Origin of the sequence: Cobetia sp. MB87 (genome assembly GCF_011319755.1) — a bacterium.
Taxonomy (GTDB): Bacteria; Pseudomonadota; Gammaproteobacteria; order Pseudomonadales; family Halomonadaceae; genus Cobetia.
This window is the reverse complement of record NZ_VFBC01000002.1, coordinates 203571-216246: the sequence shown is the minus strand read 5'-3', so window position 1 is coordinate 216246 and position 12676 is coordinate 203571. Positions and strand designations below refer to the sequence as shown.

Here is a 12676-nt window from a genome sequence, read left to right as displayed (position 1 = left end):
TGTGATGGCGCGTGATGGGACAGCCAGCCTCGCCAGGTCGGGGGATAGCAGCGAAGACCTGATTCGGCGTATCGGCCAGCTGACACGCATGCTGCGCGACAACATGCGTGAGCTGGGGCTGGATCGGGAGATCGAACGTGCTGCCGAGGCGATTCCCGATGCTCGTGATCGCCTCAATTACGTGGCCAGCAAGACGGAACAGGCGGCAGATCGTGCCCTCAATGCCTGTGAGCGGGCTCAGCCGCTGCAGGATGCTCTGGCCAGTGAGGCGACGTCGCTCAGCGGGCGCTGGGATGCCTGGTTCGCCGAGCCGGTGGCCCTGGATCAGGCGCGTGAACTGGTGATCGATACGCGTGCCTATCTGGCCGTGGTGCCTGATCAGACCAGCGCCACCAACAGTGAATTGCTCGAGATCATGATGGCGCAGGACTTCCAGGACCTTACCGGTCAGGTGATCAAGCGCATGATGGATGTCATCCAGCAGATCGAGATGCAGCTGTTGCAGTTGCTGCTCGACAATGTCCCCGAGGGTCATGCACGTTCGGCGATGGCGTCTTCCGGGCAGGCTACCACCACGGCGGCCGCTGCGGGGCTTTCGGCAGTAGAGCTTTCACCCTCGGCGCTGGATGAGCAGGCAACCCCCGGCGCCGGGGACGCCCAGTCTGGCGCCTTGCTCAATGGCCCCCAGGTGCGAGCCGATGCCCCGGGGGTGGTGGCCAGTCAGGATGAGGTCGATGACCTGCTGGACAGCCTCGGCTTCTAGCGCCTTTCTTGTTGGTGGCATCTGATGGGCCTTGCACTTAATCTCCTTGCCCTTCAACTCTTGTCCTTCATGCCCTTGCCCGTCACGCCCTGCGTGGCGGGCAAGGACGTTTTTGGGCGCTATTCCGCGCTTTGATCCCTGCTGTGCTTGGCACAATGAGGCCCATTCTCGGCATGATGCGTTCGCCGTGCGCGCCAGTATGAGCGAGAGTCATGCTCCTCGGCCGGTCCAGGTAGATGCGATCAGATGCGATCAGAGGCAAGCGGAGTAGCCGGTGGCTGACGAGCAGAGCAGCGACGACAAGACGGAAGAGGCCACGCCCCACCGGATACAAAAGGCCCGCGAGGAAGGGCAGGTGCCCCGCTCGCGAGAGCTGGCGACCTTTCTGTTGCTCGGCGGAGGCGCGGCAGGCCTGTGGCTGTTGGCCGGGCCGCTTGGCGATACCCTGGAGCGTGTGCTGGGCGCCTCGTTCGGCTTTGATCGTGCTCAGGCACTCGACAGTCGCGTGATGCTCGCCAACGCCTTGATGCTGGGCCAGGAGGCCTTGCTGGCACTGTTGCCGTTGTTCGCTCTGTTGATGGTGCTGGCGCTGGTCGGCCCGGTGCTGTTGGGCGGCTGGATGTTCTCCACCAAGTCGCTGGCGCCGTCGCTGGGCAAGCTCAATCCCGTCAAGGGGCTGGGCCGGATGGTGTCCTCCCAGGCGCTGGCCGAACTGCTCAAGACCATTGCCAAGTCGATACTGGTCGGTGGCGTGGTGGTGATGTATCTGCATGCCCAGCGCCAGGAATTGATGGCGTTGATGATGATGCCGCTGGGCAACGCCATGGCGGATGCACTGGCGATCGTGGCGCGCTGCACGGCGCTGGCGATACTGATGCTGATCGTGCCGACGCTGATGGATGTGCCCTATCAGTTATGGAGCCACGCCAAGAAGCTGCGCATGAGCCTCGAGGAGATCAAACGCGAGCACAAGGAGACGGATGGCGACCCGCAGATCAAGGCGCGCATTCGTCAGCAGCAGCAGGCGATGGCGCGCGCGCGCATGATGAGCGCCGTGCCCACTGCCGATGTCATCGTCAACAACCCGACACACTACTCGGTGGCGCTGGTCTATCACGAGGGCGACATGCGCGCACCGCGGGTGGTGGCCAAGGGCCGTGATGAGGTGGCGCTGCGCATTCGCGAAGTGGGCGAGGCGAACGGCGTGCCGATGCTGAGTGCGCCGCCCCTGGCGCGTGCCCTGCACACCCATGTCGATCTGGAGCAGGAAATTCCCATTGCGCTCTATCAGGTGATCGCCGAGGTGCTGGCCTGGGCGATGCGACTCAAGCGGGCCCGCAACCAGGGTGGCCTGCGCCCGAGCCTGCCGGAAGATCTGTCCGTTCCCGATGAGTATCAGGTGCCCGAGGAGGCGCAAGGGACGGCCGAGGAGGCTGGTCTGCCAGGCGCCATGCGTGATGGCGGGAAGCCGGCAGCTGAACTTGAGGTTTCAGCCGCAGGCGCGCCGTCCTCTGACGCAATGTCTTCTGATCATGATTCTGATGATGCCGATGCCGGGGCGGTCTTCCAGCCCAGCGCCAAGCCTGAACCGGACGCTGACGCGACGACGGATCCTCGTGCCGGAAGTTGATGACCGATGTGGCTGATCGAAGTTGATGACCGCAGTTGATGACCGAAGCGGATGAACGAAGTTGAGGCCCGAACTTGATAACCGTCCTGCTGCCCGATGCTGCCAACCGAACCCCATGACCGACCGCCATTTCCGCTCCCCAAGCCCGGGCCGCTGCGCAGCACGCGCAACGCCCTCCACGATCGATGAGCCGCTTGCATGAATACCTTGCTGACACTGTTTGACCGCGTGGGGCTCAACACCTCCAGCCAGCTGAAGGTGCTGGCCGGACCGCTGCTGATCATGATGATCCTGTCGATGATGGTGTTGCCGCTGGCGCCCTTCATCCTCGACCTGCTGTTCACCTTCAATATCGCGCTGTCGATCATGATCCTGATGGTCAGCATGTTTGCGCAGAAGCCGCTGGATTTCTCGGCCTTCCCCGCGGTGCTGCTGTTCTCGACCTTGCTGCGCCTGTCGCTCAATGTCGCCTCGACGCGGGTGGTGCTGATGGAGGGTCACAACGGCGGTGACTCGGCGGGCAAGGTCATCGAGGCCTTCGGGCAGTTTCTGGTCGGCGGCAACTTCGCCGTCGGTCTGGTGGTGTTCTCGATTCTGGTCATCATCAACTTCATGGTCATCACCAAGGGTGCCGGGCGTATCGCCGAGGTCGGCGCACGCTTCACGCTGGACGCCATGCCCGGCAAGCAGATGGCGATCGATGCCGACCTCAACGCCGGCCTGATCGGCGAGGACCAAGCGCGCGAGCGCCGCCGGGAAGTGTCGCAGGAATCCGATTTCTTCGGCTCGATGGACGGTGCCAGCAAGTTCGTGCGCGGCGATGCGGTGGCGGGGCTGGTGATCATGGTGGTCAATATCATCGGCGGGCTGATCATCGGGGTCGGTCAGCACGACCTGAGCATGTCCGATGCGGCGCGTACCTATACGCTGCTGACCATCGGCGATGGTCTGGTGGCCCAGATTCCGTCGCTGGTCATTTCGACCGCCGCGGGCGTAATGGTGTCGCGGGTCAATACCAATGAAGACGTCGGTCAGCAGATGATCGGCCAGCTGTTCAAGAGCTCGCAGGTGCTGTGGTTGGCGGCTGGCGTCATGGGGCTGCTGGGTCTGGTGCCGGGCATGCCCAACATGGTCTTCATTCTCTTCACCTTGCTGCTGGCGGGGCTTGGGTGGTGGGCCGCCCAGCGCGAGAAGGAGGTCAGCAGCGAGACGAAGGAAGAGGCGGCGCCCGCGCCTGCCGCGGCCGTACAGGAAGTCAGTGAGGCCAGCTGGGATGACGTGCGACTGGTGGAGCCGCTGGCGATGGAGGTCGGTCATCGCCTGATCGCGATGGTCGACATGCGTCAGGGCGGTGAGTTGCTGGCGCGCATCAAGGGAGTGCGTCGCAAGTACGCCCAGGAGATCGGATTCCTGCCGCCGGTGGTACACATCCGCGACAACCTCGAACTTGGGCCCAATCAGTATGTCATCAGCCTCAAGGGTGCCGAGGTCGGGCGGGGCGAGGCCTATCCGGGCCGCTGGCTGGCGATCAATCCGGGCAAGGTGTCCGGCAAGCTGCCGGGCGTGGCTACCACCGAGCCGGCCTTCGGCCTGGCCGCCACCTGGATCGAGCCGGAAACCCGCGAGCAGGCACAGGTCTATGGCTACACGGTGGTCGACACCCCGACCGTGATCACGACCCACCTCAATCATCTGATGACCCGCCATGCCGATCAGCTGCTCGGGCGCAGTGAGGTCAGCAAGCTGCTCGAGAAGCTGGGTCCGCAGGATGGCGGCCTGGTGGAGGAAGTGGTGCCGGCCTTGATCAGTCAGGGCACCCTGCAGCGCATCCTGCACAACCTGCTGGATGAGGAGGTCTCGATCCGTGACATGCGTACCATCCTCGAGGCGCTTGCAGAGCATGCCCCGCACAGCAAGGACCCCAATGACCTGACCGCCATGGTGCGCGTCGCGCTTGGACGCGCCATCACCCAGTACTGGTTCGGCGCCGAACGCGTCCTGCGCGTGATCGGCCTGGAAGCGCAGCTTGAGCAGGTGCTGATGCAGGCCTTGAGCAGTGGCAATGCGCTGGAGCCCGGTCTTGCCGATACCTTGATGCAGCATGCCGAGAATGCCGTCGCCGCGCAGGATGCCAATGGCGAGCCCAGCGTACTGGTGGTCGGGCATGCGCTTCGACCCTTGGTGGGGCGTTTCCTGCGTCGTCGCTTCAAGAGTCTGGCGGTGTTGTCCCAGGCAGAGATTCCCGATGACCGCGAGCTGCGGGTCACCCAGATGATCGGGGGTCGTGCGGCGTGACGCCAGCACGGCTCACCACCGAGCAAGACAACAACATGCCGCAAAGGCAGACAAGTGCGACAGGGAGGGCGCCGGCAAGGGGAGTGTCGAGCGTCTGCAGCAAGATGGATCTGAAGGAGTCAGCGGTGCAGAGAAGAACGCGAGTGGTGACAGGGTGGAGGACGCTCAGGGCGGGAATAGTGTCGAGAGCGAAGCTGAGTGCGGAGCCTGGAAGCAGGACAGCACCGATGGCGGCCTTGATGACAGCAGCAGCGCTGGGGGCAGCGGCGCTGTCCACGCCGGCGCAGGCAGCCAGCGCGGCGGTGATGATGTCCGTCGAGTCGCTGACCATCGCTCAGCGGGGGCATTGGTACATGCGCCCTCTGGCAGTGGCAGATGCCGTGCGTGATTCCGGGCTGATGGCGCCAGACAGGACGCGCGTCACGGCGATTCACTGGCGCTATTCGCTCACGCGGGCGCCGGGGGAGTGGCAGGTCATGCTCTGCCTGGAGGAGCGCTGCGCCATGCTCGCGGCGCGGCGTGGCAAGTTGACCCTGCCCACCCGGGAGCTGGCGACGGCGCCTTTCTCGTTGAAGGTCTATCGCAATGGGCGTGGCGTACTCAAGCCGGCGGCACATCTGGATGACATCCAGCTGGTGATCGATGTCGAGAGTCTGGCAGGCGCATGACAGGTAGTCGTTGGCAGCGAAAGGGGAATGGCTTTGGCTGGCTGGCGATGAATGACTGGTATGAGGCGCTGAATATCGCTGGCTGATTGGCTGGCGAGTGGCATGAATCAGCAGTCTCTGGAGGCTCGGCAGAATGCCGGGCCTCGCGTGTTTCTGGGTCAATAAAGGGAAAGGCAGACGAGGTGTGCAGCCCGCGGGCCTCACGCCTTGGATATTCAAGTCAGGACGCTCAGGCCAAGACAGTCTGGTCAGGACAGTCTGGTCGAGACGTTCAGGCCGAGACGTTCAGGCGTGAGCCTCCCGCTGCCGGACGTCCATCGGCGCCGTAATGATTGGGCGCACGTTGATGCAGGCTGTCGAGAATCTTGCTGTGCAGGGCCATGCGCTGATCGATCAACTCGCCATTCAGGCGATTGCGTGCCTGGGCGCGGCGCGTCAGCGTTACCAGATGCCACCACTGGGTGGCCAGTAGCGGCTGGCTGGCGAGCACCGTGTGCAGCTCCAGTGGGTCATTGCTGAGCCCTGCGCTGCTCAGCCAGCCGCGCCGGCGGCTCTCCAGCGCTTCCAGGCGGGCGGCGTTGGCCAGCTTGGCTTCCCGCGAGGCGTCAAGATCTGCCGCGCTCGGCAGGCGCTGGCCCAGCAGACGCTGTTCTTCCTCGAGCAGGGCGATGAAGTCATTCAGCTCCTGCTCGAGGCCGGAAAAGATCTCGCCCAGCAAGGCCGTCGAGGCGTCATCGAGTGTCATGCGTCACCTTCGAAGGCATCGATCAGTCCCTGTGCGATGCGGTCGACATCGATCTTGATGCTGCCATCGGCAATGGCCTGCTTGAGGCTGTCGACGCGCGCCTGGTCGATGTCCTGGCCTGCATCGATCGCGCTGCTGGAAAGCTCGACCTGGGTGGAGTCGGCCGTGGAGGTCGCCGCCGTGGTGGCGGTGGTGTCCTTGGCCGTCTCGGGGCGCAGTTCGCGCGGGGCTTGAGTGTCGCTGCGCTGTATCGGGCCGCCATGTTCAATCTTCATTGACTGTCCTCTCTGGCCGTCGGGCCGGGCTCGACGACGAGCCTGTCATGGATGGGTTGCGTGCGTCATCTGCGCGCTTGAATCGACTATCGGCCATGCCGGCACAAGCTTTACCCCACACAGGCAATATGGTCCCTCAGGAATGAGGTATCTGGTGCGGGTGGCGGCTTGTCAGTAGCAGGCATTTCGGCCTTCGAGCGTCAGCGTCTCGTTCCGGTGCATCAGCGTGTCGTGGCTGGGCGTGCACAGTCAACAGGATGACTCGGGTTGGCCCGGCGCGGATCAGCTCGGCTCATCTCATCTCAACTGAAGACATCATGGCGCTACCCGCCGTGGCCCGATGACGCGAGCGCGCACCCAGTCGCCCGGAGCGAGTTCGATACGGATGCGCTCATCGAGCCCCCCGGCCTCCAGTGCCCGTGCACTGCGCTGCATGCTGAAACCCGTGCCGTTGACCTGATAGGTCACGGTATCGCCGAAGTTTACCAGCGGGATAGCGCGCACGCTGTTGCGGGTGATGACCTCGCCGGCGCGCAGGCGACGGCGTACCTCGAAGCCTGACAGTGCCGCGGCGCTCTCGAAACCATTGCCACGCAGCTTGCCCAGGGCTGTCAGTACCGGCGTCAATCTCGCGGGTGCCAGCGGGGTGCCGCTCGCAAGCAGCTGTGGCGTGCTCAAACGCCAGGCGTAGCGTTCCATGCGAACGCTGATGATATGTTGCTGGCCGTTGGCGCACAGTAGCTGCAGGCGTTTGAGGCCCGGTGTATGGCGGTCACTGCGCGCGGCATTGAGGCTCAGCTGGGGTGCCGAGCAATCTTTCAGGCGGGCGGGCAGGCGACGCAGCTCGAGTTGTACTGAGGCCTCGCCGGGCGCGCTCAGTGGCGGCTCGCCGGGCATGCGCACCCTGACGGGGCCGCTGTCCTCGGCGGTGAAGAAGTCGCTCAATTGCCAGCGCAGGGTCTCGACGGCGCGTGTCTGCGCGTCTTTGTCTGAAGGTGCTGTTGTTGAGGCTGATGCCTGGGCGGCAGACGGCTGAATGGCAGAGCCGATCGCGTCTGAGGTGTTGGCATGCACAGCGGCGCCCACGGGCAGCAGGACCAACAGCCCGGTGCTGGCGATGGTGCGCCACAGGGCTGTTGCCGTCGTCAGGCCTTTTGTCACAAACAGTTCTCTTGCAACAGACAGTCCTCTAGCCACAGACAGGCCCTTCGCTACGCTGATTTTCGGCATGCTGTCTCTCATCGCGAGTGGCGTCCGGGGCGGAAGGCGGGGTCAAGCGCCCCGATTCAGGGCGCTGGTTCAGTGCCGCGAGAGATTGTAAGCCGCCCCTGATACCGGCATGGCCAGAAATAGCCGCGATAAAGTGGCTTGTTCTTACCTTCATCCTGGCGCTGGCTGACTATTCTCAGTCCTGCTTTCCGTCATGCTCCCCTACGCGTGAGCTGATCGATGGATGTTCCCTCGCTCACATCAGGGCGAGGGGCCGACAGCGGGGCACTTCCATGTTTGATCGACTTGATTCCCTCATGAGCTTTCACCAGCAGGCGCTGGGCCTTCGTGCCGAGCGTCAGCAGGTGCTGGCCACCAATATCGCCAATGCCGATACGCCGGGCTACCTGGCGCGCGATATCGACTTCTCCGCCACCCTGGCCAAGGCGACGGCGGGCAATGCCGCGCCGGGGCCGCTTGCCCTGAACACGACCCAGGCTGGCCACCAGGCTGCCAGCGGGGCGGGGCTCTCGCTGGGCGCGGACCTGCTCTATCGCGTGCCGACACAGCCGAGTCTGGACGGCAATACCGTCGACATGGATGTGGAGCGGGTCAATTTCGCGGACAACAGTCTGCATTACGAGACCAGCCTTGAGCTTCTGACCGGCAAGATCCAGGGCCTGCGTCTGGCCATGCAATCGGAGAACAGCTGATGGCAGCGTTCAGTATCTTCAATGTCGCGGGTTCCGCGATGGCGGCCCAGTCGCAGCGCATCAATGCCGTGGCCAGCAACATGGCCAACGCCGACAGCGTGGCGGGCCCGGATGGCAAGCCCTATCAGGCGCGTCAGGTGGTGTTCGAGTACGCGCCCCTCGCACGTCAGGCCAATGCGTCGCTTGCGACGGCCAACCTGACCGGTGGCGGTCTGGCGACACAGATGGCGTCACGCAGTGCAGGCCTCGGGGGTGTCAGGGTCAGCTCGGTGGAGCTGAGCGATGCCCCGGCGCGCCAGGAGTATCGCCCCGATCATCCCCTCGCCGACGAGCAGGGCTATGTGACCTTCTCCAATGTCGATCCGGTCGCCGAGATGGTCGACATGATCGCGGCTTCCAAGTCCTACGAGGCCAATGTCGAGGTCTTCAATACCTCCAAGTCCCTGTTGCGCAAGACACTGACGCTGGGGGAATGACCCTCGCTCAGGGCCTTGGCCTCATGACCGCTTCTTCTGATTTCGGGTAACCGCATGGCGACGCTAGACACCAGTGTGCTCAACAGCATCAACCAGACCACCACGACCTCCGGCGTCACCGACAGCACGCAGTCGGTGAGCAGTACCGAGGAGCTCAATGATCAGTTCATGACCCTGCTGGTGGCGCAGATGCAGAACCAGGACCCGATGGACCCGGTGTCGAATTCCGACCTGACCGCACAGCTGGCCCAGATCAGCACCGTCAGTGGTATCGAAGAACTCAACACCACGCTTGAGGGCATCACGGCGCAGATTTCCAGCAGTGAAGCGCTGCAGGCGGCCAGTCTGCTCAATCAGGGCGTGCTGGTCGGCGGCAATGCGGTGCTGGTGGGCAACGCGACCTCGACACCCTTCGGCCTTGAGCTGGCCGATGACGTCGACAGCGCCACCGTCGAGGTGCTGGGCGCGGATGGCAGTGTGGTCAAGACCTTCGAGTTGGGCGCATTGGAGGCGGGTATTCATGGCTTCGTCTGGGACGGTTTGCTGGATGATGGCACTGAAGCCGCCGATGGTTCCTACCAGCTGGCCGTGACGGCCGAGCGGGCAGGCGAGCGCTATGACGACCTGCAGACGCTTAGCTATGGCGTGGTCAGTGGCGTCAATCAGACCGACAGCGGCGCTCAGCTGGACCTGGGCCCGGTGTTGGGCGTCGTCAGTCTGGACGCCGTGCGTCAGGTGCTTTGAGCTGACCCCATGGCGCCGGGATAGCGCCAGCGAGCCCGCCGGACGGGCCACCAGTTTCAGGCCGTTTGGCCGCCCCCGAGCTCGCTGACAGGTCTCGGGCTTTCATCTTCATCGCGATCAAAGGGACAGACCATGGCGTTTTCACAGGCATTGAGCGGTTTGAGTGCGGCGGCAACCAATCTGGATGTGATCGGCAACAACATCGCCAACTCGGAAACGGTGGGCTTCAAGTCCTCCGAGACCCAGTTCGCGGATCTTTACGCCAGTTCCCAGGCGGCGGGTATCGGGGTCCAGGTTGCCTCCATCTCCCAGGACTTCTCGACCGGTTCGCTGGAAACCACCGGGCGGGATCTCGACATCGCGATTTCCGGCGAAGGCTTCCTGCGCTTTGCCGATAGCACCGGTCAGGTGGTCTATTCGCGCAATGGCCAGCTCAATGTCGATGCCGATGGTTACATCGTCAATACACAGGGTGCCCAGCTGACGGGCTATGCCGGTGAACGGGTCACTGGCGAACCCGTCGTGCTGCAGGTGCCGACCGCGCCCCTGGCGGCCAGTCAGACCCAGGACAACCTTGCCAACAGCATCTATGGCGCGCAGATATCCATCAATCTGGATTCCGAAGCCGAGCCGACCACCACGACCTTCGATCCGATGGATCCGACCAGCTATGACTACGCGTCGTCGATGACCGTCTATGACAGCCTGGGCAGCGAACATGTCGTGACATCGTTCTATACCAAGACCGGCAGCAACACCTGGGATGTTCAGCACGTGATGGACTTCGCCGGCAAGTCGGCCGAATACCAGTCGGATGTGAATGCCGGTATCACCCCGACGGTGGATTTCGATGTCCAGGCGGAGCAGATCAGCTTCGGCACCAATGGCCAGCTGAGCAGTGACTATACCCAGTCAGCCAAGACCTACGCCCTCACGAACGGTGCCGAAGACATGACCTTCAGCATCGATCTGACAGGCAGCACCCAGTACGCCAACGACTACGAAGTCACCTCGCTATCCCAGAACGGCTACACCTCGGGCAGCCTGGTGGGCATCTCCATCGATGGTGACGGGCGGGTGATCGGCAGCTACTCCAATGAACTGACCCAGACGCTGGGCACCATTTCGCTGGCCAACTTCGCCAATGATCAGGGCCTCAAGCCTAACGGCGACAACAGCTGGCTGGCGACCGCGGAATCCGGTGAGCCGCTGGTCGGCGTGCCGGGTGAGGGAGTGTTCGGTGACGTGGTCTCGGGGGCGGTGGAAGCCTCCAACGTCGACCTGACCACTGAGCTGGTCGATCTGATCATTGCCCAGCGCAACTACCAGTCGAATGCCCAGACCATCTCGGTACAGGACGAAGTCCAGCAGACCGTGATCAACCTGCGTTGATCCGGGCTGACATGATGCCATGTCGCCTGACAGTGCCATCGTTGCACGCGTTATCTGACCAGATTGGAGTCGGCTGATGGACAGAATGCTCTACACCGCCATGAGCGGCGCCCAGCGCAGCCTGGCGGCTCAGGATGTCGCCAGTCATAACCTGGCCAATCTCTCGACCACCGGCTTTCGCGAGATGCTGACGCTGTCGCGGGCGGTGGATGTGCAGGGCGAAGGGCTGGCGACACGCGTCTCCAACCAGCTGACTACCGCGGGGGCCTCGATGGCCCAGGGCACGATCCAGACCACGGATCGCGCCCTGGATGTCGCACTCGACGGCCCCGGCATGCTGGCCGTGCAGGGCGCGAATGGCGAGGAGCTCTACACCCGCAACGGCGCGTTGCGGATCGATGCCGATGGTGTCCTGACCTCCGGCGGCTTGCCGGTGCTGGGCGATGGCGGGCCGATCGAGCTGCCGCTCAACGCTATCGTGCATATCTCCGCCGATGGCAGCGTGAGTGCGCGCTCGGCGGCGGATGCACCTGACACCATGGTGCTGCAGGCCCAGCTCAAGCTGGTCAATCCCGAGGTCATTCCCGGCAGCCCGGCGCTTGTGCGCGGCGAGGACGGCTATTTCCGTCAGCCGCCGACTGCGGCGGGAGAGGCCGCGCCACCGCTGGCTGCCGACCCGCTGGTGCGGGTCGTCTCCGGCGCCCTGGAGAGCAGCAACGTCTCGGCGACCGACGCGATGGTCGCCATGATCAACAACGCGCGCAGTTTCGAGATGCAGATGAAGAGCATCGATACGGCAGAGCGCATGGCCGAGCGTGGCAACAGCCTGCTTGGTACCGACTGACCCCGTAATCACGGCGGAGCCCCCTGATGATTCGTGCCCTATGGACAGCCAAGAGCGGCCTTGAAGCTCAGCAGATGCAGATGGACGTCACGGCCAACAACCTGGCCAACGTCTCGACCAATGGTTTCAAGCAGTCGCGCGCGGTGTTTGAAGATCTGCTCTACCAGAACATGCGCCAGCCCGGCGCTGCCTCCTCTGCCACCACCGAGCTGCCCTCGGGGCTGCAGGTGGGCACCGGGGTGCGCACCGTGGCCACCGAGCGTCTGCACATCCAGGGCAATCTGGAGCAGACCGAGAACTCCAAGGATGTCGCGATCAATGGTCAGGGCTTCTTCGCGGTGATGCTGCCGGATGGCACCAATGCCTATACCCGCGATGGTTCCTTCCAGCTCGACAGTACCGGCCAGATGGTCACCGCCAGTGGCTACCCGCTGGACCCGGCGATCGTCATTCCGGCCAATGCCCTGAGTGTCGATATCGCCTCCGATGGCGTGGTCAGCGTCACCCAGCCCGGCTCCACCAACAGCACCGAGGTGGGTCAGCTGCAGCTGTCCACCTTCATCAACCCGACGGGCCTGTTCAGTCGCGGCGAGAATCTGTATTCCGAGACCGATGCCTCGGGACCGCGCAGTGACAACGTGCCCGGGTTCAATGGTGCGGGCACTCTCTATCAGGGCTTCGTCGAGACCTCCAACGTCAACGTGGTGGAAGAGATGGTGGGCATGATCCAGAACCAGCGTGCCTACGAGATCAATTCCAAGGCCGTGACCACCACCGATCAGATGCTGGAGCGTCTGGTCCAGATGTAAGGGTTGTCGCATGTCGCTTTCACGTGATCTCCCGGTGGTGGCATTGCCATCCCCGTCAGCTGTCTGCCCACGCCAGAATGGCTTGAAGTTGCCTGGCTTGACATTGCCTGGCT

The 12676-nt window shown here is 63.6% G+C and carries 12 protein-coding genes and 1 pseudogene; 10 read left to right on the top strand and 3 right to left on the bottom strand.

The genetic code is table 11. The features are described from left to right. Positions 1-4 precede the first annotated feature (4 nt). The 4 genes and pseudogenes from cheZ to CDPAHKCJ_RS01125 all read left to right on the top strand — a co-directional run bounded on the left by cheZ (position 5) and on the right by CDPAHKCJ_RS01125 (position 5356). Positions 5-763 (top strand): protein phosphatase CheZ, encoded by a 759-nt coding sequence (gene cheZ, locus CDPAHKCJ_RS01140; RefSeq protein WP_166018262.1) that lies wholly within the window; start codon positions 5-7, stop codon positions 761-763. Positions 764-1037: 274 nt separating this feature from the next. Continuing rightward, a pseudogene (flhB, locus tag CDPAHKCJ_RS01135) lies at positions 1038-2162 on the top strand (flagellar biosynthesis protein FlhB); the annotation flags it as partial. Between the two features lie 429 nt (positions 2163-2591). Further along, positions 2592-4688, top strand: a complete 2097-nt coding sequence (gene flhA / locus CDPAHKCJ_RS01130) for a flagellar biosynthesis protein FlhA (RefSeq protein ID WP_166018096.1) — start codon at positions 2592-2594, stop codon at positions 4686-4688. Between the two features lie 227 nt (positions 4689-4915). After that, the gene (locus CDPAHKCJ_RS01125; RefSeq protein WP_166018094.1) at positions 4916-5356 is read left to right on the top strand and encodes a flagellar protein FlhE; all 441 of its coding nucleotides are present in this window, start codon (positions 4916-4918) and stop codon (positions 5354-5356) included. Between the two features lie 271 nt (positions 5357-5627). Here the strand turns inward: CDPAHKCJ_RS01125 and CDPAHKCJ_RS01120 are convergent, their stop codons facing one another. The 3 genes from CDPAHKCJ_RS01120 to flgA all read right to left on the bottom strand — a co-directional run bounded on the left by CDPAHKCJ_RS01120 (position 5628) and on the right by flgA (position 7537). Continuing rightward, a complete protein-coding gene (locus CDPAHKCJ_RS01120) occupies positions 5628-6101 on the bottom strand; it encodes a flagellar protein FlgN (RefSeq protein WP_166018092.1) in 474 nt (157 codons plus the stop codon). Beyond that, positions 6098-6376 (bottom strand): flagellar biosynthesis anti-sigma factor FlgM, encoded by a 279-nt coding sequence (gene flgM / locus CDPAHKCJ_RS01115; protein ID WP_054556606.1) that lies wholly within the window; start codon positions 6374-6376, stop codon positions 6098-6100. The genes CDPAHKCJ_RS01120 and flgM overlap by 4 nt, the downstream gene beginning before the upstream one ends. A 315-nt stretch (positions 6377-6691) precedes the next feature. Continuing rightward, on the bottom strand, positions 6692-7537 hold the full coding sequence (gene flgA / locus CDPAHKCJ_RS13315; RefSeq protein ID WP_166018090.1) for a flagellar basal body P-ring formation chaperone FlgA: 846 nt from the start codon (positions 7535-7537) through the stop codon (positions 6692-6694). 365 nt (positions 7538-7902) lie between these two features. On the opposite strand from flgA, the gene flgB reads away from it, so the two are divergent. The 6 genes from flgB (at position 7903) to flgG (ending at position 12563) form a co-directional block, all read left to right on the top strand. Beyond that, positions 7903-8298 carry a flagellar basal body rod protein FlgB gene (flgB, locus tag CDPAHKCJ_RS01105; RefSeq protein ID WP_325096908.1) on the top strand — a complete coding sequence of 132 codons (396 nt, stop codon included), beginning with the start codon at positions 7903-7905 and terminating at the stop codon, positions 8296-8298. After that, complete coding sequence (flgC, locus tag CDPAHKCJ_RS01100) at positions 8298-8774, top strand: flagellar basal body rod protein FlgC (RefSeq protein WP_166018085.1); 477 nt, start codon at positions 8298-8300, stop codon at positions 8772-8774. Before flgB ends, flgC begins: the two co-directional genes overlap by 1 nt. Positions 8775-8828: 54 nt before the next feature. Beyond that, positions 8829-9518, top strand: coding sequence for a flagellar hook assembly protein FlgD (locus tag CDPAHKCJ_RS01095; protein ID WP_166018083.1), 690 nt, complete (start codon positions 8829-8831; stop codon positions 9516-9518). Positions 9519-9650: 132 nt separating this feature from the next. Beyond that, complete coding sequence (flgE, locus tag CDPAHKCJ_RS01090) at positions 9651-10910, top strand: flagellar hook protein FlgE (protein WP_166018081.1); 1260 nt, start codon at positions 9651-9653, stop codon at positions 10908-10910. 76 nt (positions 10911-10986) lie between these two features. Beyond that, positions 10987-11754 carry a flagellar basal body rod protein FlgF gene (locus tag CDPAHKCJ_RS01085; protein ID WP_166018079.1) on the top strand — a complete coding sequence of 256 codons (768 nt, stop codon included), beginning with the start codon at positions 10987-10989 and terminating at the stop codon, positions 11752-11754. A 26-nt stretch (positions 11755-11780) separates the two neighbouring features. Then, positions 11781-12563, top strand: a complete 783-nt coding sequence (gene flgG / locus CDPAHKCJ_RS01080; RefSeq protein WP_054556613.1) for a flagellar basal-body rod protein FlgG — start codon at positions 11781-11783, stop codon at positions 12561-12563. The last annotated feature ends 113 nt before the right edge of the window (positions 12564-12676 follow it).